Source organism: Marinobacter sp. RI1 (assembly GCF_041155085.1).
Taxonomy (GTDB): Bacteria; Pseudomonadota; Gammaproteobacteria; order Pseudomonadales; family Oleiphilaceae; genus Marinobacter; species Marinobacter nauticus.
Window position 1 is genome coordinate 2583873 of the sequence record NZ_AP031605.1, and the last position, 21572, is coordinate 2605444.

The window sequence follows — 21572 nt, forward strand, 5'->3', positions numbered from 1 at the left end:
CCGAGGCTGATAGAGCCGCGGTTATCCGTCTCGCTTTTCGGCTGACCGTGCCCGGGCCGCTTGCTGCTCTTCGGCAGCGGCACCCAGAAAGGTGCTCAGCCCATTTTCAAACAGGTTCGAGCCAAACTTGAGGAACTGGCGAGTGGATTCACGGGTTGCACCGTCCCAGGCGCTTTGGGGTATCTGCCGGATAGATTCTGCAACGCCCTTCTGAACGCCACTCGTGACCTTCGGCTCAATCTCATTGGCGGTGTCGATCAATTCCTGGATGCGCTCAGCCAGCCATGGTTTTACCACCCAGAACCAGAAACCGAAGAGAACGGCCGTTACGGTGGCCGCTGTCAGCAAAACCTGTGTGAGTATCTGTGCCCAAACTGGCATACGCTATTCTCCCTGGTGTACTCAGCCCAGAATGGCCTGGGGCAAGCCGGTCATGGCAAGAAACTGAACGAGCCCGGCCACGGCACCAAACAAGCCACCTACGAACATCAGCTGGATTTCTTCCTCCCGGAACGCTGGCCTGAGGATGTCCTGGAACTCTTCCGGGCGCAGGGCTTTCATCTGGCTGGCCAGCACCCCCGCCACGACGGGTGCACGCTCCCGATTGAAAGCGGGATCACTGAATACATCCCGGGTTGCCAGCACCGCTTTCTGATTCATCACGCGCTTGAGCTCGGTGTAACCGGTCATGCCCACAGACACCTGGGCCGCCAGCTTCATGACCATGGAATTGTCGAGCATGGGGCGCAGGTGTTTCTGGATAATGGCACGGGTACGGTCACCGTGCTGGCCATTGATCATGGCATCGGCGACTTTCTCCACTGTGATCAATTCCTCCGCCACCAGGCGCGCCCAGATATCGCTGATTTCATCCTGCCGACGCAGGAACAGCCCCTGCAACTGCCAGAACAATACCCGGCGCGGACGCACCGGTGCAAAGATCAGGTTGATGGCAATCCAGTTAGTGATAAAGCCAATAAAAAAGCCGCCTACCGGCAGTAACCAGGGCTGGGGGTAGAACACCGAAACCGGCGCCAGCACCGCGCCCATCAAGGCACCGATAATCGCGCCCCGATTAATGACCGACCTGAGCTCAACCGCACCGGCCTGCTGGAAGATACGATTCATCAGGTCCGGATGGTTCTGCAACTCCCGACTCAACAGCGCCTTGAGATCGACCAGCTCATCCAGGTCGTCACCAAAATCCTCCACCAGTTCTTCTACCCGATTGGGTAACTGTTGCCGCGCCCACTGATAGATCCGGGCCCGAACAAACAGCGGCAGATTATCCCAGAGCACTGGCTGGATTTCATACATGACCTCGTCAATGTACTCATCCATACGGGGCGTTACCTGAGCCACCACCTGTTCCACAATGCGGTTGGGCTCCAGCTTCTGGTACACAGAATTCAGGTCGCCAAACTTCTGCAGGGTGCGATCAATGCAGATGTGGGCCATTTTCTCGGCCTTGCGCGGAATCACCCCTTGCCAGCCAATAACCCCAACGCCGATGAACCGGACAGGATGAAAGGACATCTGAATGGCGAGCCAGTTGGTGAACCATCCCACCACGGCAGCCATAACAGGCACGGACACAAGAGCAAGGTCAGTCAAGCGTTACCCCGAAATAGAAAAAGCGTTCGCTCACACGGCACGGATAATAACCGGGCTTTGATTCTGTTTATGTGACCGATAATGAAGTATTGCGCTTAACAGGCCATTGGCCGTGTAGCCAGGCAAGGCGGGTGTTTCTGGCAGCCGCCAGCAATCGAGCGGCTGCCGGAGGGAGGGTGCAACTTATTGATAGTAAGCGTTTTCAGTGTTTGAGTGGTCGGTCACATCCCGCACTGCGGAGATTTCGGGAACGCGTTCCTTCAAGGTTTTCTCAACGCCCTGCTTCAGCGTCAGGCTGACGGCAGAACAACCCTGACACCCACCACCAAAGCGCAGTACAGCCACCGATTCCTCGACGATTTCAACCAACGACACATCGCCGCCGTGGGCCGCAAGGTTCGGATTGATTTCAGAGGCCAGAACGTAGTTTACACGGTCCGGCAGCGGCGCATCGTCAGCCACTTGCGGCACCTTGGCGTTGGGCGCCTTGATGGTCAGCTGGCCGCCCATCTGATCCTTGGAATAGTCGACGTAGGCGTCTTCCAGAAACGGCACAGAATTATGGTCCAGATACAGGGTAAACTTCTCCAGATCGACCTGCTCATCGGTTGGCACAACTTCATTGGGCGGACAGTACGCCAGACAGGTTTCTGCGTTGCGGGTGCCGGGCTGGGTCACGAAAATGCGTACGCCCATGCCTTCAACATCCTGCTTTTCAATCAGTTGCGCAAGATAATCCCTTGCGGAATCAGTCACAGTTACCAGAGCCATGCTTCCTACCTGTTATCAAGTGTGACTGCCATTTTATGAGAGATCGCGGGAACATAAAAGACCAAGTAAAATAGTCGGGCATTAATGGGGTAATCAATTTCCCTTATGCCAGCGAACGACTGCCAAACCGGAACTTGATAATGATCATCCGTACTAAGACGCCTTTCGGCATTTTTGCTATGATCCCGCGCCAAAACGTAAAACACGACGTTAATAACGACACCCGGAAGAGTTTTCTATGACCGATCGTAATACACGCCTGGAACAGCTGCACCAAGCCCTCAAGGAACGTATTGTCATTCTTGATGGTGGCATGGGCACCATGATCCAGAACCAGAAGCTGGATGAAGCCGCATTCCGGGGCGATCGGTTCAAAGATTACGAACGGGAAGTTCAGGGCAACAACGACCTGCTGAACCTTACCCAGCCTGCCCTGCTCCGCAACATCCATGCAGAATACCTGGATGCGGGCGCCGACATTATCGAGACCAACACCTTCAACTCCACCAAGCTGTCACAGGCCGACTACGGTCTGGAAGAGCTGGCCAGGGAACTCAACGTGGCTGCGGCGAAGCTGGCACGGGAAATCGCCGACGAGTTTACGGCCAGGAATCCCGACAAGCCGCGGTTTGTGGCCGGTGCCGTGGGCCCCACCTCCCGCACCGCCTCAATTTCACCGGATGTAAACAACCCCGGTTACCGGAATGTGGATTTCCAGACTCTGGTCGACAATTACTACGAGGCGGTCTCCGGCCTGGTCGAGGGCGGCTCAGACCTTATCCTCATTGAAACCATTTTCGACACTCTGAACGCCAAAGCGGCAATCTACGCGACCCAGCAGTTCTTTATCGACAGTGGTATTGAGCTGCCGATCATGATTTCCGGCACGATCACCGATGCCTCTGGGCGAACGCTTTCCGGGCAAACCACCGAGGCTTTCTACAACTCGGTTGCCCACGCAAAACCGATTTCCGTGGGCTTGAACTGTGCACTTGGCGCGGACGCACTTCGGCCTTATGTGGAAGAACTGTCGAACAAGGCCGAAACCTACGTATCAGCCCACCCCAATGCCGGGCTGCCCAACGAGTTTGGCGAATACGACCAGACACCGGAGGAAATGGCCGAGATCATTGAAGGCTTTGCCAAAGACGGCTTTCTGAACATCATCGGCGGCTGTTGCGGCTCGCGCCCGGATCATATTGAAGCCATCGCCAAGGCAGTGGCCAAGTATCCGCCCCGACAGATTCCTGAACGCCCGAAAGCACTCAGACTCTCCGGCCTGGAACCGTTTACCGGTGACGAAAACACTCTGTTCATCAACGTGGGTGAACGCACCAACGTAACCGGCTCCAAGCGCTTCCTGCGGCTGATCAAGGAAGAACAGTATGAGGAAGCCCTGAGCGTTGCCCGGGATCAGGTTGAGAACGGTGCGCAGATCATCGATATCAACATGGACGAGGGCATGCTGGATTCCAGAGAGGTGATGGTTACCTTCCTGAACCTGGTGGCCTCTGAACCGGACATTTCCCGCGTGCCGATCATGATCGACTCGTCCAAGTGGGATGTGATCGAAGCGGGTCTTCGCTGTATCCAAGGCAAAGCCGTGGTGAACTCCATCAGCCTGAAAGAAGGCGAAGAAGAGTTCATCAAACGTGCCAGGGACTGTATGCGCTACGGCGCCGCGGTGGTGGTGATGGCCTTTGACGAAGACGGCCAGGCAGATACCTTCGAACGCAAAACCGAAATCTGCAAACGCTCCTATGACGTGCTGACCGGCATCGGTTTCAACCCGGCCGACATTATTTTCGACCCCAACATCTTTGCCATTGCCACCGGCATTGAAGAGCACAACAACTACGCGGTGGACTTTATCAACGCCACGCGCTGGATCCGGGAGCACTGCCCCCACGCCTCTATCTCCGGCGGCGTCAGCAACGTGTCATTCTCGTTCCGCGGCAACGATGCGGTACGTGAGGCCATTCACTCCGTCTTCCTCTATCACGCGGTCAAGGCCGGCATGAATATGGGCATCGTGAATCCCGGCCAACTGGTGATTTACGACGAGATCGAGCCGGATCTGAAGGAACTGGTGGAGGACGTGGTGCTAAACCGCCGGGATGACTCCACCGATCGCCTGCTTGAAGCCGCCGAAAAGTTCAAAGGTAAAGGCGGCCAGGCCAAAGAAGAAGACCTTGCCTGGCGTGAGTGGCCCGTTGAGAAGCGCCTGGAGCATGCCCTGGTTAAAGGCATTACCAGTTACATTATCGACGACACGGAAGCCTGCCGTCAGAACGCCAGCCATCCCATTGAAGTGATCGAAGGCCCTCTGATGGCCGGCATGAACGTGGTCGGCGATCTGTTCGGTGACGGCAAGATGTTCCTGCCTCAGGTGGTCAAGAGCGCCCGGGTAATGAAGCAGGCCGTGGCGCACCTGATTCCGTACATCGAAGCTGAGAAAACCGAGGACCAGCAGGCGAAGGGCAAGATCCTGATGGCTACGGTCAAGGGCGACGTACACGACATTGGCAAGAACATTGTTGGCGTTGTCCTGCAGTGCAACAACTACGAGGTGATCGACCTGGGCGTAATGGTGCCCTGTGAGAAAATCCTGGAAACGGCCCGAAAAGAAAATGTCGACATGATCGGCCTGAGCGGCCTGATCACACCGTCACTCGATGAGATGGTGCACGTGGCCCGGGAAATGCAGCGACTGGACTTCAATATCCCGCTGATGATTGGTGGTGCCACCACCTCGAAAGCCCACACAGCGGTCAAAATCGAGCCCCAGTACAAGAACGACATCGCCCTTTACGTTTCTGATGCATCCCGCTGCGTGAACGTAGCGTCCCAGCTGTTGAGCAAGACCGCGAAGCCCGCTTTCGTTGAAGCAGCTCGCACCGAATATGACGAAATTCGTGAACGCCGCAAAAACCGTGGTGACCGCACCAAGCTGGTGTCGCTGAAAGAAGCCCGTGCCCGTGCACCGGAAATCGATTTCGAGAACTACCAGCCGCCCAAGCCCGCATTTACCGGTGTCCGGGTCTTCGAGGACTATGATCTGAAGGAACTGGTGGACTACATCGACTGGACACCGTTCTTTATTTCCTGGGACATTGCCGGCAAATACCCGGCCATTTTCGACGACCCGAAACGAGGAGAAGCCGCACGTACCCTGTTTGACGATGCCCAGAAACTACTGAAACAGATGATCGGGGACAAGCGGATCTCGGCAAGAGGCGTTGTCGGGTTCTGGCCCGCCAATCGCCGGGGTGATGACATTGTCGTGTACACCGATGAATCCCGGACCGAAGAGCTCACTACCCTGCACCACCTGCGTCAGCAGGATGAGAAGGCTCCAGGCAAGCCAATGATGGCGCTGTCCGACTTCGTGGCGCCGGAAAGTCTGCACCTGGGCGATTATGTCGGAGGCTTTGCGGTGACCACAGGCATCGGCGTGGACGAACTGACCGCTGAGTTCAAAAACGCCCACGACGACTACAGCGCCATTATGGTGCAGGCCCTGGCAGACCGCTTGGCCGAAGCCTTTGCCGAACGCATGCACGAACGGGTGCGCAAGGAATTCTGGGGTTATGCCACCGATGAACAGATGGCCAACGAGGACCTGATCAAGGAGCGCTACCGTGGTATCCGCCCGGCCCCCGGCTACCCTGCCTGCCCGGACCATACCGAAAAGGCCACTCTGTTCAAACTGCTGGATGCCACCGCCAACACCAGCCTCCAGCTAACGGAGCATTTCGCCATGTATCCAACCGCAGCGGTCTCCGGTTGGTACTTCGCCCACCCGGAAGCCAAATACTTTGCCGTTGGCAAAATTGGCGTTGATCAGGTTGAGGACTATGCTGAACGCAAAGGCCTGACCAAGGCCGAGGCTGAACGCTGGTTGATGCCAAGCCTGGCGTACGATCCGGCGGAATAACCTGAGGCGTATTCCATGAATGACGTGACCGAAAACAACAATAACAATGAACGCCCCCGCAGCCCGGGGGTTCTGAAGATCATGCAAAGCATCCTTGCCGGCGCTTTCGGAGTGCAGTCTGACAAGCGCCGCCAGGAAGACTTTTCACACCACAGCCCGCTGCCTTATATCGTTGCAGGCGTTCTGTTTACCGTTGCGTTTGTGGGCGGGCTGATCATCGTGGTGAAACTGGTGTTGGCCGGGCAGTAACCTACTGCCCGGATACCCAGACCACCGCAAAAGCAACTGCCAGCAGCACGAGCAATACCGCCGCCACTGCATCGGCCTGGCTGTCTGATTGCACGGATTTTTTCATGGCACTTCCTCCTTCCTACCCAAAGTTGTTGTTTTTCTGGCTTTCCCGATCAAGTAAAGCAGCAAATTGACATTCGTCCAGTTCCGGCGTCGATCACTTATCACCTGAATCGATAATGTTATGTTGAAATAATCATTTTGAGAATAAAAACACGATGGTATCCTGCCTCGCAGGAATAAGGCCCGGTCCATGAAACCCGGCCGTAAATTTTAGCTCTTCTGATGTAGCAGGCAGGACGTTCCACTATGTACGTTTATGATGAGCACGACCGGCAGATAGCCGCAGAGCGTGTTGCCCAATTCCGCGACCAGACCGAGCGCGCCCTTGCCGGCGAGCTGGCTGAAGAGGAATTTCTTCCACTTCGACTGCAGAACGGCCTTTATGTTCAGCGTCTTGCGCCCATGCTGCGTATCTGTATCCCTTACGGCATGCTACGTTCCGAGCAGCTTCGGCGGTTGGCGCGCATCACCCGGGACTATGACAAGGGCTATGCCCATTTCACCACCCGCACCAACATCCAGCTGAACTGGCCGAATCTGGAAGACGTGCCGGATATTCTGGCAGAGCTGGCTGAAGTGGAAATGCACGCGAATCAGACCAGCGGCAACTGCATCCGGAACACCACCACGGATCCGTTCTCCGGTGTCCAGGTAGACGAAATTGCTGATCCTCGCCCCTACTGCGAGATTATTCGCCAGTGGTCGACATTCCACCCGGAATTTGCGTTTTTGCCACGTAAATTCAAAATTGCCGTGAACGCCTCTGAACACACGGATCGTGCGGCTATCCGGGTCCATGACATCGGCTTGCAGCTGGTGCGCAATGACCAGGGCGAACTCGGCTTCCGGGTGCACGTCGGTGGCGGACTTGGTCGCACCCCCATGGTTGGCCCGGTCATCCGCGACTTCCTGCCGGAACTGGATCTGCTGACTTACCTGGAAGCCATCGTCCGGGTTTACAACCGTTACGGCCGCCGGGACAACAAGTTCAAGGCGCGCATCAAGATTCTGGTCAAGGCGCTGAGCCCCGAGGGCTTTGCCGAAAAGGTGGAAGCAGAATGGGCCCACATCAAGGACTCGCCTTCCCGGCTGACTCCTGAGGTGGTGACCAAATTCCAGGGCTACTTTACCGAGCCGGCGTATGATGCACTGGACAATGCCACCGACCTGCTGGCGACACAGCGCTTCGAGAACCGTGAGTTCGACAAGTGGCTGACCCACAACGTCAACAGTCACAAAAAGCCCGGCTACGCCATTGTGACCCTGACACTCAAGAAAACCGGCACGCCCCCGGGGGATGTCACCGACTTCCAGCTGGAACAGATTGCCGACCTTGCGGATGAGTACAGCTACGGCGAAGCCCGGGCCACCCACGAACAAAATGTGGTGTTGGCAGACGTTCGCCAGGATCGGCTGTTTGAGCTCTGGCAAAAGCTTGTGCCTCTGGGCTTCGCAACCGCGAACCTGAACACACTGAACGACGTGATCTGCTGCCCTGGCGGCGATTTCTGCGCCCTGGCCAACGCCAAGTCGATTCCTGTGGCCGAAGCAATCCAGCGTCGTTTTGATGACCTGGACTTCCTGTACGACCTTGGCCCCATCGACCTCAACATTTCTGGCTGCATGAACGCCTGTGGCCACCATCACGTGGGCAATATTGGTGTTCTGGGCGTCGACAAGAAAGGCGAAGAGTTCTATCAGATCAGCCTGGGTGGATCGTCACACCACGACGCCACCATCGGCAAGATTCTGGGGCCATCCTTCGCTCGTGAGGAAATGCCAGAGGTCATCGCCAAGCTGATCAATGTTTACGTGGAAAACCGGACGGAAGAGGAAACCTTCCTGGACACCTATCGCCGGGTCGGTCTGGATCCTTTCAAGGAGCGGGTATATGCCTGATGTAATTGCCGCTGACGGCACGATTCGTAATGACGACTGGGTTGTGGTGCCCCGCCCTGCGGCGGGTGAATCCATGGATATTCCTGAAGATAAGCCGGTCTTGATTCCGGCAGATCTGTGGCTGGCCGGCCATGAGCACTTTGCCGGAAAGCCCTCCGTGGGTGTCTGGTTTGACAGCCACGATGAGCCGGAATTGCTTGGCGAGAAAGTGAATGAATTGCCACTGATCGCGGTGAATTTCCCGCGCTTTGTCGATGGCCGTGGTTACAGCATTGGCCGTTTGCTGCGTGAACGGTTCGGGTACCGCGGTGAGCTGCGAGCCATCGGCGATGTACTGCTTGACCAGCTTCAGTTCATGAAGCGCTGTGGTTTTGACAGCTACGTGCTGCGCGCTGACAAGGATATTGCGAAGGCACCGAAGTGCCTGAGCTTCTTCACCCAGACTTACCAGGCTGCCACCGACACGGATCAGCCCCTGTTCCGCCGTCGGGCCTCCTGAGACCAATCACCAGCGCATGAGTCGTCATGCGCTGGTGTTCAGTTCTGGTTTACTGGATTTTCTGATTCCGGAACGCACTCAGGATTTTCCAGACGGTATGTTCAAGCGCCGCACTGGTGGCCAGGCCGAGCTTTTCCGGCAGTGTCCGTTTGCGCTGGAAAGACACTGAGATCACATCCCCTCGCTCACAAGCCTCAATCAGGTATTCGTCAGACGTTTTGATCTCATCGATCAGCTTCACGTCCAGGGCGCGTTTGCCGAACCAGATATCACCATTGGCAACCGCCTGAATATCCAGATCCGGACGCCGCTCACCGACATACTCCTTGAACAGGACGTGAGTATCCTCCAGGTCCTCGAGGAACTTCTGGCGTCCCTTATCGGTGTTCTCACCGAAGATTGTCAGCGTACGCTTGTGCTCGCCGGCAGTGAGTACCTCAAAGTCCACGTCGTTCTTTTTCAGGAATCGGTGGAAGTTCGGCAGTTGCGCCACCACCCCGATAGAACCGAGTACGGCGAACGGCGAGGCAATAATGCGATCAGCCACGCAGGCCATCATATAGCCTCCGCTGGCCGCAACCTTGTCGACGCAGGCGGTCAACTTGATACCTTTGCTGCGAACACGATCCAGCTGGGCTGCCGCCAGGCCATAGGCATGAACCAGACCACCGCCGCTCTCCAGGCGGATAACCACTTCGTCCGTTTCCGGATTGGCAACACTCAGAACCGCCGACACTGAACGCCGCAGGGTATCGGTATCGCTGGCTTTAATGTCGCCGTCAAAATCGAGGACGTAAACACGGGCTGTTTTCTCTTCGGTAACATCAGATTCTGGCTGCTTCTTCGCGGCTTTCTTTTCAGCCTTGTCTTCTTTCTTCTTTTTCTTCTGCCAGGCTTTGCGCTCCTGATCTGTCATCAATCTGGCCTGGATTGACTCCTTGAGCCGGCGATACTGATCATTCAGCTTGCGTATTTTCAGCTCACCCTCACCTTCGTGATCGTCCCGGTCTTTCTGGGTTGCCGAGACAATGATGGACACGAGCACAATCGCCGCCACCACGAAAGTCGCCACCTTGGCGAGGAACAGGCCGTATTCGGTCAGAAATTCCAAAATGCAGTCTCCACACGTATTTGCAAACCCCGAAGTGTACCGCCTCGGCACAGGCCTGATAAGCCCGCGATAAAATTAAAACAAGCGTTCGATCAAGCTTGACACGAACCGGCTCTAACCATAAAGTCGGATTGCGAGGTTGGCGCTACCCCGGCCGCTTTACAGGCTGCCAATGCCAGGGATCACTAGTCGTCACCACCATGACAAGACAACCATCAAAAAGGGTAAAACAATGTCTGTAGCTCAGGTATTTGAAAAACTCGAACAGAACTTCAACGCAGACGCAGCACAGGGCCTGGACCTGGTATTCCAGTTCGACATCGAAGACGACAAGACTTATCACCTCGTGATCAATGACGGCACCTGCAAGCTGCACGAAGGCGCACACGACGATCCTTCTGTTACCCTGATTATGAACTCTGAAACCCTGCAGGGTATCGTCTCTGGCGAGACCGACGGCATGCAGGCGTTCATGGCTGGCCAGCTGCGCGCCGAAGGCGACATGATGCTGGCAACCAAGCTGGGCGAGCTGTTCAACATGGGCTAAGCCCGGTTAAACACCAGCGACAAAAAAAACCTGCGCAAACCGCAGGTTTTTTTATGCCATTCAGAAATTCAGGCCACCCTGGCGTCTACAGACCGACGTCATCCAGAGAACTCTGGGCCAGCTTGAGCAGGTCTACATTCCGGTCTTCCCGCCGACCGACGCCTTCAATGTAGTACTCGAGCGAGGTGAGAGCATCCGCCAGCGCTTCCAGAACCTGTGACGCAGGGGCTTCGCGCGCATCCAGCAGGCGCTCCTGAATAGACGTCGCGACCCTGGCAATGACGTCCGCTGCGATCGGGTCGTCCACCATTTGCAAGCCCCCCCAGATACTGCGCAGTGTCCCCGGCAGGTTGGCCAGATGAAGCTTGTCGTAATCGGATTCGATAAATGCTGTAATCGCTCGCTTGGCAAGGGTCAACGCACTACGGGCCTCATCCGCCACAACCCAGATGGCTTCCTGCAGGTACACGGATTCGTCCCGGCTCCGGTCTGCACCAGCAAGGGCATCGGTCTCTGAGGTAATGCCGCGGGTCACGATCTGCATGACGGCATCCTCTACCCCCAGCACGGAATCCGCCAGACGATAGAGCTCCTCCTCCGCTGGCAGGCGGTTTTCCTCTTCCCATTTACGCAGTTTGGCAGCTTCTTCACGGGAAATACTGGCCAGGCGGTTCAGATCGAGCATCACCAGCGTATTGGCCAGGCGCTCCAGAGTATCGGCAATCGAGGCAAGTTCGGCCAGATCCGGTTCTATTCCGCGCTCAATGATGTCCAGCTTGTCTTTCAGCTGATTAAGCTCTTCCTGCAAGGCTTCAGACAGGGATTTGAGCACGTCCGTGCCAGGGCCATAGAGGCGCCGGGAATGAGCCTCAAGAAGTGCGTCCGGGAATTCGGCAGGACCGAGCTGATAAGCAGAGAGTACCCGCGTCACCTCAGGGTTGGCTGAGCCACTGCGGTAAAGCAGATAGACCAGATCTTTGATCAGCGATTCGGGGGCGTCCTTGGCGGTAGCTACCTTGCCGACATATACCACTTCCCGCGCGTATTTCTCGATTCGCATCAGCAGACGCTTGCGGGCCTTGCTAAAGCCCATGGCACGATCCAGCATGGTATCGGAGACCAACGCCAGCAGGCACCACATCTGCCCCATAGGCGCTCCCTGACACAGCCGTGCGAGACCACGGGCAGCCCTGGCAATGAGCTTCTTGCTAACCGCTTCGTTGCGCTCGCGGAGAATGCCGAGCAGTGCCACCTGGAAGGTCAGGCGCATGCGACGGGCCAGGATTTCATATTCAGACTCTGCATCATCCATGGGCCTGAGCCCCAGATCGCTGCAAAAGTCCGGGCGCTCCTTGATGTCGATATCAAAGAAGCAGGATTCGGGATAAGGTTTCTCACGACGGGCTTCACGTAGATCATTGATCACGGGCAGCAGCAGCTCGGGATGATCTTCACGTTGCTGATGGTAGTACTCGACGTAACGGCGGAGAATGAACAGCGCGCTGTTAAGTGCCGTCAGCAGTATATTCTTGTCGTCGTTGGCACCAACTGGCACATCATTGGCGAGATTAACCGCCTCCTGGCAAAGCAGGGTTCCGCCCCGGAGCTCCACCAGAATGAAGATTCCCCGAAGCTGGTTCAGGTAATCAACACAATTCTGCAGATCTTCCCCGCTCTCGCGGTTTTCCTGAAAGCGCTCAAGGCTGGATTCTGCCTGCTTGATGGTCTGTTCGATTTCACTTTTGACCAGATCAAACGACTGCGATTTCGTCGCCAGAGACGATTGAACCATAAACGCTTCCTGTTAATTTGCGGAGACTACCGCATCCTGTTCATGAACTGCAGCCTGCATACGGGCAGGTCCTTCCTGTTCAGCGAGGCAGCCCTTGCCCATACCTGAACGGTTCGCAAAAAACTGGCGAACTTATCATTACTTATAACACAAAACTCAAGTAGCTCAAGAAAGCCGGAATGTAACAAATGGTACAGCTGAACGTGGTTCTCATTCTGTTGCCTGCAACCGGGACCACACCGTTTCGCCGGCCTGCTTCTCCATCATCGCCATGAACTCATCATGGGCAGAGGCTTCATCACTGGTGGCCCGAACCACCGCCAACGGCGCGCGCTCACCGGAGATTCGGCGAATACCGCCATCGCCACCTTCATCGCCGGAGCCGGCATCCAGGGAAAGCGCGGTCTGGCCGCCGGTCATCAGCAGATAGACGTCTGCCAGGATCTCGGCGTCCAGCAATGCCCCGTGAAGGTCACGGTTGGAGTTATCCACTCCATAACGCTTGCACAGGGCGTCGAGATTGTTTTTCTGGCCCGGGTGCTTTTTCCTGGCAATGGCCAGTGAATCGACAATGCCGCAATGGTCTGCTGTTTTTCGAACCGGTTTCAGACGGGCGAATTCGGAGTCCATGAAGCCCACGTCGAACGCGGCGTTATGGATGACCAGCTCTGCACCCTTGATGAACTCAAAGAACTCGTCGGCAACCTCCGCAAACTTTGGCTTGTCGGCCAGAAATTCATTGGTGATACCGTGAACGGTGATAGCCTCCGCTTCTACCTCCCGCTCAGGGTTAATGTATACGTGGTAGTTGCGACCGGTCAGCTCGCGTTCGATCACTTCCACACAACCAATTTCGATAATGCGGTGACCTTCGTTCGGATCAATACCCGTGGTTTCGGTATCCAGTACGATCTGTCTCATGCAACTGCGCTCTCACTCACTGCTCATTAATCGGTTTTCCAGGGGCCAGGGTTCAGGCCCCGTTCAGTTCGCGGACTCCGCGGTTGGCCAACTCATCCGCCAATTCGTTATCAGGATGCCCTGAATGACCCTTCACCCAATGCCAGTTTACGGTGTGCCTGGCAGTTTCAGCATCGAGCTCCTGCCACAGATCCGCATTCTTGACCGGTTTCTTTGCCGAGGTTTTCCAGCCATTGCGCTTCCAGCCACTCATCCATTCGGTAATGCCCTTGCGCACGTATTGTGAGTCCGTATACAACTCCACCTGGCAAGCGCGCTTAAGCTCCCTCAAGCCTCGAATGGCCGCCATCAGCTCCATTCGGTTGTTGGTGGTTTGCAACTCGCCACCGTGCATGGTCTTGCACGCATCGCCATAGCGCAACACAACACCCCACCCCCCGGGCCCCGGATTACCTTTACAGGCTCCGTCGGTATACATCACTACCTTACCAGCCATTACTGCTCCTGTTCTGTTCCACGCCTGTCCACCCTGCCTGAGCTATGGCTGGCACAGCCACTGGATACCCCCACGGTTCCGGGCAAAGAAATCACCTTGCTCTTGCGCCAGGATGCCCTGGTCCGGATCCGAGCGTATTCGCGTTTGCGGGCAAGGATACAGTAATAGGCGCCCGTGGGCAGTACATGAGGGCGGCTACTGGCGGCCAAACGCTGCCGTCTTCCGGATGCCCCGTGTTTTCGCTGCAGCGGAAGGGTACAGAAATAGGTGCCACTGTTTTCCAGCTCGAACCCCAGCAACCTGAGCCAGTCCTCCATTCGTGATCGCATCAGGAACCGACCACCCCAGGGGCCAAACCGATGGCGGGAAACCAGTCTTCGTACGCCCCAGAGACTGAGGGGGTTGAACCCAACCAGAGCGATGCGCCCCTCACCTCGCAATACGCGGGCGGACTCGCGAAGCACCTGGTGCGGATCCGGGGAAAAATCGGCCGTATGATGAAGGATCACAAGATCCATGGAATCACCGGGAAACGGCAACTCGTCGGCGTCACAAACCGCCACGCCCTCCGGCATATGGGCATGCCAGGCCGGGCAGGCAATAATCTTCTGGGCAAAATCGGTACCACTCGCCAAAGGCAATCGGTGACTCAGGCCGACCTGTAGTTGTCTTGCCCCGGTAAGGCCTTGCAGCTCCTTATCAAGTACTGCTCTCTGGCTGGCCAGCAGGGAGCGGCCAAGGGGGGTCTGCACCCAACGTTCAAAACTCTCATGTCGTGCTGAATAGTCAATCACGCCGCTGGTTGTCACGCTGGCTCCCCTACCCGATCTACTAAAGGCTTGATTGCTCGCGCAACCCGCGCCTCCTTGGGCTGTACTCGTTGTTGCATTATCATAACAGGCACATTCATTGAACACATGGGGTGGTCACCTTGCGCATTCATCCGGTTCCGGCATTCTCAGACAACTATATCTGGTGCCTTACCAGCCTTGAGTCCGGCAAGACCCTGATAGTCGATCCCGGCCAGGCAAAGCCGGTACTGGACTATCTCAGTGACAGCGGTTTCTCAGCAGACACCATCCTGATCACCCATCACCACCCGGATCACACCGGCGGCGTGAAAGAGCTTCAGCAACAGTATCCGGACATCCGTATTGTTGGCCCGACGGATTCGCCCTTCAAGGGTGCCACAAACACGGTCCATGCCGGCGATGAAGTCGTCTGGGAAGGCATCACGTTCGATGTCCTGGCAGTTCCCGGCCATACACTGGATCATATTGCCTATTACAGCCACACCCAGGTAAATGACAAACCCGTTCTGTTCTGCGGCGACACCCTGTTTGTCTGCGGCTGCGGGCGACTGTTCGAAGGCACACCGGAGCAGATGCACACCTCGCTCCAGACCCTGCGGAACCTTCCGGATGACACTGCAGTATACTGTGCTCATGAATACACCTTGGCAAACCTTCGCTTCGCCCGTCACTGGCTACCCGAAGATAAGGCGCTGGCCGAGTTTGAGAACGCCTGCAAAGACCTTCGGGAACGGGGTAAGCCCACCGTGCCGACCACGATTGGCCAGGAGAAACAGCTGAATCCATTCCTTCGGTGGGATGATGCCATGGTCATAGAGGCCGCCGAGAATTACAGCACCACACACCGCCTTGCCACCGGCTCGGATTGTGCGGTTTTTGCGGCCGTGCGGCACGGCAAGGATAACTTCTGAGCGTGCGGGCGGTCACTGCTTAACAATTTATCTCACAGCCGTAACATGGCTCAGCTTGACCGCCCGGAAAACGCTCCCATAGAATTTCGAGCAATTATCGAACGTAACCCGTTAAATATGCCGGCTATTTTTACAGATACCCGCCGGCTTCACCCGGAACCCTGTGTTTATGCCGGTAAAACGACTGCCCTTCATCCTTCTCGCCTCGACCCTTTTCAGCGGCTGCAGTACCAGCCAGATCGCCGAAAACTGGCATACACCTTCGGCCTGGTTCGGGACCGAGGAAGAGAATCAGCAAAGAGACCCCCTGGACTCACAGCAAGTGGTTGTTGCCAAGGGCGATGAGGACCTCAAGGCTGACGTCGCCGCGGGCAATGGTGAGGACAGCGCCAGCGGGGCACGATTAGATGACGCCATCTCCCCGGAACTTCAGGCCAAGGCCCAGCAAGCTCGGGAAAAACTGGACAATCCCGCCCGGCAATCCGACGCATCCACCAGAACAGACGATCTGTGGTCACGACTTCGCGCCGGTTTCACCATGGATCACTCCGTCGACAATGCCAGGGTACAGGCCCAACTGGACTGGTACGTGCGCCACCCCCGTTACATCGATCGCGTGGTGGAAAGAGGCTCCCGGTACCTGCATTACATTGTCAATGAAACCGAAAAACGGGGCCTGCCCAGCGAACTGGCTCTGTTGCCAGTGGTAGAAAGCGCTTTCGATCCTTTTGCCTACTCCCACGGTCGCGCTGCCGGGCTTTGGCAGTTCATCCCGTCTACCGGCAAATACTTCGGGCTGACCCAAAGCTGGTGGCATGATGACCGACGGGACGTCATTGCGGCTACCGATGCTGCCCTGACTTACCTGGAGCGCCTGGCCAACCGGTTCGATGGCGATTACACCCTGGCCCTGGCCGCTTATAATTCCGGGGGCGGGACCGTATCCAGCGCCATGCGCCGCAACCGCAACGCCGGAAAAGCCACAGACTACTGGTCTCTGACATTACCGACGGAGACCCGCCACTATGTGCCCAAACTGATTGCCCTGGCAAAAATTTTCGACGATCCGAAAGCCTACGGTATCGACCTGCCACCATTAAAAGACGAACCGTATTTCGAAGTGGTGGATACCGGCTCCCAGCTGGACCTGGCCCAGGCCGCAGAATTAGCCGGCGTGGATATTGATGAAATCTATTTGCTGAACCCGTCCTACAATCGCTGGGCAACCAATCCGGATGGCCCCCATCGCTTGCTGGTACCCAAGCAACAGGCGGAGGCATTCCAAACCGCGCTTGCAAAGTTCCCAAGTGAACAGCGTGTATCCTGGCAGAACTATAAAGTCCGCAAGGGTGACAGTCTGAACACCATTGCCCGCAAGTTCTCCACTACCCCATCGGTCATTCAGCAGGTCAACAAGCTCAACAGTGACCTGATCCGGATCGGCCAGCAACTGCTGATTCCGTCTTCCACCAAGGGCTCCGACGCCTATGCCCTAAGCCAGGCCCAGCGACTGGAGCGAACTCAGGATCGCAAGCGTAGCGGCAACAAGGTACGGTACACCGTGCGCCGGGGCGATACCTTCTGGGATATCGCCAGGGAGCACCGGGTTTCGGTTCGGGAAGTGGCTGCCTGGAATGGCATGGCACCGGGAGACCCCCTGATTCCAGGCAAGGAACTGGTGATCTGGTCGAAAACTTCAAAGCCGACCATGGTAGCTTCGAATACCCGTGGCAAGGCCATGGTGCGCAAGGTGGGATACCGGGTTCGCAGCGGCGACTCCCTGTCCGCCATCGCCAGCCGGTTTTCGGTGAATGTGCGAGACATCGCATCATGGAACGATCTTAATACGGACCGTTATCTCCAACCCGGCCAAAGTCTGGTACTCTACGTGGACATAAGAAACAGTCCGTAACGTGCGAGAACCATGACAAAAAAACCAGAAGCACCCTTGCTGACCAGAATTACCGCGACGCTGGCTCTGGCAGCGTCTGCCTGTTTCGCCTTAGCCGATGAAGGCGTCACCGAAAACCCCACTCCTGTGCATGGCATCGCCATGCACGGTGAACTGAAGTACCCTGCGGATTTCAGTCACTTCGACTACGTCAACCCGGAGGCCCCGAAAGGCGGCGAACTGAAGTTATCCGTGGTTGCCAACGGCTTCGATAGCTTTAACCCCTTTGTCATCCGCGGTATTTCTGCGGCGGGTATTAACGCCTACGTGTACGATACCCTTCTGGAGTCCTCTGCCGACGAGCCGTTTTCCGAGTACGGGCTGATTGCCGAATCCGTTGAAGTGCCGGAAGACCGCAGCTTCGTCATCTATAACCTCAATAAAGATGCCCGCTTTCAGGACGGCGAACCAATCACCGCTGAAGACGTGAAATTTTCCTACCGGATTCTGACCACCGAAGGTCACCCGTTCTACCGCAACTACTACGCGGATGTCGACAAGGTGACCATTGAAAACAGTCACCGGATTCGCTTTGACTTTGCGCAAACCAACAATCGGGAACTGCCCCTGATTCTTGGTCAGATGCCCGTCCTGCCAGAACATTTCTGGCAGGATCGGGAGTTTGAAAGCAGCGGCCTGACCATCCCGGTGGGCAGTGGCCCTTACCGGATTGCCTCTTTTGATGCCGGCCGTTCGGTTACCTATCAAAGAGTCGACGACTACTGGGCCAAAGATCTGGGTGTACGCAAAGGCCGGTTCAACTTCGACACCATTTCCTACGAGTACTACAACGACGACACCGTCGCCCTGGAGGCTTTCAAAGCCGGTAATTTCCATTTCCGCCAGGAAACCTCCGCCAAGAACTGGGCCACTGCCTATACCGGTCGTCAGTTCGAGAGCGGCGATATTGAGAAAGAAGCCATTGAGCACCACCGCCCCACCGGCATGCAGGGCTTTATCTTCAATACCCGCAAGCCGGTGTTTCAGGATCCCCTGGTTCGGGAGGCGCTGGCCTACGGTTTTGATTTCCAGTGGGCCAACCAGAACCTGTTCTTTGGCCAGTACACTCGCACCAGCAGCTATTTTGAGAACAGCGATCTTGCCTCGTCGGGCTTGCCTGAAGGGCGAGAGCTTGAAATTCTTGAAGCCTATCGGGATCAACTAAGCCCCGACGTTTTCACAGAGGCCTATGTCCCACCGGATACCGGTAAAGGCGTCAGCCTGCGGGACAATCTGCGTACCGCACTAAAACTTCTGACCGAAGCCGGGTATCAGATCAAGAATGGCAAAATGGTCCATCAGGAGACTGGCAAACCACTGGCATTCGAGATCCTTCTGTTCCAGAAAAGCTTTGAACGAGTGGTTCTGCCCTTCAAACAGAATCTTGGAAAGTTGGGTATCGATGTGTCGGTGCGGCTGGTCGACAGTAACCAGTATGTTCAGCGGGTTCGGAGTTTTGATTTCGACATGATCACCCAGGTGCTGCCTCAATCTGATTCTCCGGGCAACGAACAACGGGACTACTGGCACTCGAGTAATGCCGATGTACCCGGCTCCCGCAATTTCATGGGCGTTAGCGATCCTGTCATCGATGAGCTGGTCAACATGGTCATTCAGGCGCCGGACCGGGAAGAGCTTGTACACCGGGTGCACGCACTGGATCGTGTGCTGCTGAATGGCCATTACGTGATCCCGCACTGGCATTTGCGCAAGGATCGGGTGGCCTACTGGAACCACCTGAAACGCCCGGCCAACACGCCCAAGAACGGCATCGACCTTAACAACTGGTGGAGTGAACGCTGATACCGTTCGCTATCACGACGCTGTAGTAAGGACTGCTCCCTGAATGGGCATTTACATACTCCGCCGCCTCGCCCTGATCATCCCCACCCTGGTGGGGATCATGCTGTTGAATTTTGTCATTGTTCAGGCCGCTCCCGGTGGCCCCATTGAACAGATTCTCGCGGAGATGGAAGGCCACGGCAGCAGCGCTCTGGCTCGAGCCGGTGGTGGCGATGTCGGCAGTGAAGTGGCGAGCAGTTCCGGAGACAGCCGGGCCTCCCGGGGCCTGCCGCCCGAACTTCTTGAAGAACTTGAGGCCATGTACGGCTTCGACAAGCCTGCGCACGAACGCTTTTTCAAAATGCTGGGCGATTACGCCACCTTCGATTTCGGCGATTCCTTTTTCCGGGACAGAAGCGTCGTCGAACTGATTCTGGACAAGATGCCGGTCTCCATTTCCCTCGGCCTCTGGTCCACGCTGATTATCTACCTCGTCTCCATTCCACTGGGCATCCGTAAGGCGGTCACTGATGGCTCCCGGTTCGATGTCTGGACCAGTTCCGCGATCGTGGTCGGCTACGCCATTCCCGGATTCCTGTTTGCCATCCTGCTGATCGTACTGTTTGCCGGCGGTAGCTATTTCGATCTGTTCCCGCTCCGGGGCCTGACCTCGCCGGGTTTTGACGAGATGACCTGGTACCAGAAGGTTGCTGATTATTTCTGGCATCTCGCCCTGCCAGTAACCGCAAACGTGATCGGCGGGTTCGCTACCCTCACGCTGCTGACCAAGAACTCGTTTCTGGACGAAATCAGCAAGCAGTATGTGGTCACCGCCAGGGCCAAGGGCCTGGAAGAAAAGCAGGTGCTTTACGGCCATGTGTTCCGTAATGCCATGCTGATTGTCATTGCCAGTATGCCCGGCGTTCTGGTGGCGCTGTTCTTTACCGGCTCGTTGCTGATTGAGGTAATCTTCTCGCTGGACGGCCTCGGCCTGCTTGGTTTTGAGGCCGCCCTCAACCGGGATTATCCGGTCATTTTCGGCACTCTCTACATCCTGACGCTGATGGGGCTGGTGATGAAGCTGATCAGCGACCTCACGTATGTCGCTGTTGATCCGCGCATCGATTTTGAAAGCCGGGAGGGTGCGTAATCATGGCAACCCTCTCTCCGATTCAGCGCAGACGACTCAATAACTTTACCGCCAACCGGCGCGGTTTCTGGAGTCTCTGGATTTTCCTGGTGCTGTTTGGCCTTTCGCTATGTGCCGAACTGATCGCCAACGATAAACCCCTGGTGGTTTCCTATCACGGCGACTGGTACTTTCCCGTCATTCAGCAGGTGCCCGAAGAAACCTTTGGTGGGTTTCTGCCCACGGAAGCCGATTATCGCGATGACTTCATAGCGGGCGAAATCGAAAGCAATGGCTGGATGCTCTGGCCTCCGATTCGCTTCAGCTATAACACCATCAACTACGACCTGACTGTTCCCTCGCCTGCGCCGCCCAGTGCCGAGAACTGGCTGGGAACCGACGATCAGGGTCGGGATGTGGCCGCCCGGGTGATCTATGGTTTTCGCATTTCGGTGTTGTTCGGCCTGACGCTCACCATCGCCAGCTCCATCGTTGGCGTTGCCGTTGGCGCACTGCAGGGCTACTACGGTGGCAAGATCGATCTGTTTGGCCAGCGCTTTATCGAGATCTGGTCCGGTTTGCCCATGTTGTACCTGCTCATCATTCTGTCTTCGATTGTTCAGCCCAATTTCTGGTGGTTGCTGGGCATCATGCTACTGTTCAGCTGGATGGGGTTGGTGGATGTCGTGCGGGCTGAGTTTCTCCGCGCCCGTAACTTCGAGTATGTGAAAGCCGCCAGAGCACTCGGCCTGGACAATCGCAGAATCATGTTCCGGCACATTTTGCCCAACGCCATGGTAGCAACCCTCACGTTCATGCCATTTATTCTCACCGGCGCCATAACCGGGCTCACGTCTCTGGATTTCCTGGGGTTCGGCCTGCCCTCGGGTTCACCGTCGCTGGGCGAGCTGATTGCCCAGGGCAAAGCCAACCTCCATGCACCCTGGCTGGGCATTTCCGCGTTTGTGTCACTGGCCGTCATGCTCACGCTGCTGGTGTTTGTGGGTGAAGCGGTGCGCGATGCCTTTGACCCGAGAAAGAACTGA

General features: G+C 56.4%; 18 protein-coding genes. 10 read left to right on the top strand and 8 right to left on the bottom strand.

Going from position 1 to position 21572, the window contains the following annotated elements:
- Positions 1-21: 21 nt before the first annotated feature.
- From ACAM27_RS11665 to nfuA, 3 genes are all read right to left on the bottom strand, one after another.
- Positions 22-381 carry a hypothetical protein gene (locus tag ACAM27_RS11665; RefSeq protein ID WP_369611989.1) on the bottom strand — a complete coding sequence of 120 codons (360 nt, stop codon included), beginning with the start codon at positions 379-381 and terminating at the stop codon, positions 22-24.
- A 21-nt stretch (positions 382-402) separates the two neighbouring features.
- Positions 403-1614, bottom strand: coding sequence for a DUF445 domain-containing protein (locus tag ACAM27_RS11670; RefSeq protein WP_369611990.1), 1212 nt, complete (start codon positions 1612-1614; stop codon positions 403-405).
- 183 nt (positions 1615-1797) lie between these two features.
- A complete protein-coding gene (gene nfuA / locus ACAM27_RS11675) occupies positions 1798-2385 on the bottom strand; it encodes a Fe-S biogenesis protein NfuA (protein WP_029653412.1) in 588 nt (195 codons plus the stop codon).
- Between the two features lie 238 nt (positions 2386-2623).
- Here nfuA and metH point away from each other — a divergent pair, with 238 nt between their 5' ends.
- The 4 genes from metH (at position 2624) to ACAM27_RS11695 (ending at position 9074) form a co-directional block, all read left to right on the top strand.
- Positions 2624-6322 (top strand): methionine synthase, encoded by a 3699-nt coding sequence (gene metH / locus ACAM27_RS11680; RefSeq protein ID WP_369611991.1) that lies wholly within the window; start codon positions 2624-2626, stop codon positions 6320-6322.
- A gap of 15 nt (positions 6323-6337) precedes the next feature.
- On the top strand, positions 6338-6571 hold the full coding sequence (locus ACAM27_RS11685; protein ID WP_014421407.1) for a DUF2970 domain-containing protein: 234 nt from the start codon (positions 6338-6340) through the stop codon (positions 6569-6571).
- A gap of 351 nt (positions 6572-6922) precedes the next feature.
- On the top strand, positions 6923-8575 hold the full coding sequence (locus tag ACAM27_RS11690) for a nitrite/sulfite reductase (protein WP_369611992.1): 1653 nt from the start codon (positions 6923-6925) through the stop codon (positions 8573-8575).
- Positions 8568-9074, top strand: a complete 507-nt coding sequence (locus ACAM27_RS11695; RefSeq protein ID WP_224848464.1) for a DUF934 domain-containing protein — start codon at positions 8568-8570, stop codon at positions 9072-9074. Before ACAM27_RS11690 ends, ACAM27_RS11695 begins: the two co-directional genes overlap by 8 nt.
- Positions 9075-9123: 49 nt before the next feature.
- On the opposite strand, the gene sohB is transcribed toward ACAM27_RS11695, so the two are convergent.
- Positions 9124-10185 carry a protease SohB gene (sohB, locus tag ACAM27_RS11700; RefSeq protein ID WP_369611993.1) on the bottom strand — a complete coding sequence of 354 codons (1062 nt, stop codon included), beginning with the start codon at positions 10183-10185 and terminating at the stop codon, positions 9124-9126.
- A 232-nt stretch (positions 10186-10417) separates the two neighbouring features.
- Here sohB and ACAM27_RS11705 point away from each other — a divergent pair, with 232 nt between their 5' ends.
- Positions 10418-10732 (top strand): SCP2 sterol-binding domain-containing protein, encoded by a 315-nt coding sequence (locus ACAM27_RS11705; RefSeq protein WP_011785017.1) that lies wholly within the window; start codon positions 10418-10420, stop codon positions 10730-10732.
- An 85-nt stretch (positions 10733-10817) separates the two neighbouring features.
- Here ACAM27_RS11705 and ACAM27_RS11710 read toward each other — a convergent pair whose 3' ends face one another.
- The 4 genes from ACAM27_RS11710 to ACAM27_RS11725 all read right to left on the bottom strand — a co-directional run bounded on the left by ACAM27_RS11710 (position 10818) and on the right by ACAM27_RS11725 (position 14750).
- Complete coding sequence (locus tag ACAM27_RS11710; RefSeq protein WP_022991196.1) at positions 10818-12524, bottom strand: hypothetical protein; 1707 nt, start codon at positions 12522-12524, stop codon at positions 10818-10820.
- Positions 12525-12734: 210 nt separating this feature from the next.
- Positions 12735-13445, bottom strand: a complete 711-nt coding sequence (dnaQ, locus tag ACAM27_RS11715) for a DNA polymerase III subunit epsilon (RefSeq protein ID WP_011785019.1) — start codon at positions 13443-13445, stop codon at positions 12735-12737.
- 52 nt (positions 13446-13497) lie between these two features.
- Complete coding sequence (gene rnhA, locus ACAM27_RS11720; protein ID WP_011785020.1) at positions 13498-13941, bottom strand: ribonuclease HI; 444 nt, start codon at positions 13939-13941, stop codon at positions 13498-13500.
- Positions 13941-14750, bottom strand: coding sequence for a class I SAM-dependent methyltransferase (locus ACAM27_RS11725; protein WP_369611994.1), 810 nt, complete (start codon positions 14748-14750; stop codon positions 13941-13943). The genes rnhA and ACAM27_RS11725 overlap by 1 nt, the downstream gene beginning before the upstream one ends.
- 122 nt (positions 14751-14872) lie before the next feature.
- Between ACAM27_RS11725 and gloB the strand changes: the two genes are divergently transcribed.
- The 5 genes from gloB (at position 14873) to ACAM27_RS11750 (ending at position 21572) form a co-directional block, all read left to right on the top strand.
- Complete coding sequence (gene gloB / locus ACAM27_RS11730; protein ID WP_369611995.1) at positions 14873-15664, top strand: hydroxyacylglutathione hydrolase; 792 nt, start codon at positions 14873-14875, stop codon at positions 15662-15664.
- Positions 15665-15833: 169 nt separating this feature from the next.
- A complete protein-coding gene (locus tag ACAM27_RS11735) occupies positions 15834-17576 on the top strand; it encodes a LysM peptidoglycan-binding domain-containing protein (protein ID WP_369611996.1) in 1743 nt (580 codons plus the stop codon).
- 12 nt (positions 17577-17588) lie between these two features.
- On the top strand, positions 17589-19418 hold the full coding sequence (locus ACAM27_RS11740) for an extracellular solute-binding protein (RefSeq protein WP_369611997.1): 1830 nt from the start codon (positions 17589-17591) through the stop codon (positions 19416-19418).
- Positions 19419-19461: 43 nt separating this feature from the next.
- Positions 19462-20547 carry a microcin C ABC transporter permease YejB gene (locus tag ACAM27_RS11745; RefSeq protein WP_022991191.1) on the top strand — a complete coding sequence of 362 codons (1086 nt, stop codon included), beginning with the start codon at positions 19462-19464 and terminating at the stop codon, positions 20545-20547.
- Positions 20548-20549: 2 nt separating this feature from the next.
- Positions 20550-21572 carry an ABC transporter permease gene (locus tag ACAM27_RS11750; protein ID WP_011785026.1) on the top strand — a complete coding sequence of 341 codons (1023 nt, stop codon included), beginning with the start codon at positions 20550-20552 and terminating at the stop codon, positions 21570-21572.

Excerpts from the sequence above, each read along its gene's own strand:
- ACAM27_RS11665 (WP_369611989.1), bottom strand. The coding sequence starts at position 381 with ATGCCAGTTTGGGCACAGATACTCACACAGGTTTTGCTGACAGCGGCC.
- nfuA (WP_029653412.1), bottom strand. The coding sequence starts at position 2,385 with ATGGCTCTGGTAACTGTGACTGATTCCGCAAGGGATTATCTTGCGCAA.
- metH (WP_369611991.1), top strand. The coding sequence starts at position 2,624 with ATGACCGATCGTAATACACGCCTGGAACAGCTGCACCAAGCCCTCAAG.
- ACAM27_RS11685 (WP_014421407.1), top strand. The coding sequence starts at position 6,338 with ATGAATGACGTGACCGAAAACAACAATAACAATGAACGCCCCCGCAGC.
- ACAM27_RS11690 (WP_369611992.1), top strand. The coding sequence starts at position 6,923 with ATGTACGTTTATGATGAGCACGACCGGCAGATAGCCGCAGAGCGTGTT.
- ACAM27_RS11695 (WP_224848464.1), top strand. The coding sequence starts at position 8,568 with ATGCCTGATGTAATTGCCGCTGACGGCACGATTCGTAATGACGACTGG.
- ACAM27_RS11705 (WP_011785017.1), top strand. The coding sequence starts at position 10,418 with ATGTCTGTAGCTCAGGTATTTGAAAAACTCGAACAGAACTTCAACGCA.
- ACAM27_RS11710 (WP_022991196.1), bottom strand. The coding sequence starts at position 12,524 with ATGGTTCAATCGTCTCTGGCGACGAAATCGCAGTCGTTTGATCTGGTC.
- dnaQ (WP_011785019.1), bottom strand. The coding sequence starts at position 13,445 with ATGAGACAGATCGTACTGGATACCGAAACCACGGGTATTGATCCGAAC.
- rnhA (WP_011785020.1), bottom strand. The coding sequence starts at position 13,941 with ATGGCTGGTAAGGTAGTGATGTATACCGACGGAGCCTGTAAAGGTAAT.
- ACAM27_RS11735 (WP_369611996.1), top strand. The coding sequence starts at position 15,834 with ATGCCGGTAAAACGACTGCCCTTCATCCTTCTCGCCTCGACCCTTTTC.
- ACAM27_RS11740 (WP_369611997.1), top strand. The coding sequence starts at position 17,589 with ATGACAAAAAAACCAGAAGCACCCTTGCTGACCAGAATTACCGCGACG.
- ACAM27_RS11745 (WP_022991191.1), top strand. The coding sequence starts at position 19,462 with ATGGGCATTTACATACTCCGCCGCCTCGCCCTGATCATCCCCACCCTG.
- ACAM27_RS11750 (WP_011785026.1), top strand. The coding sequence starts at position 20,550 with ATGGCAACCCTCTCTCCGATTCAGCGCAGACGACTCAATAACTTTACC.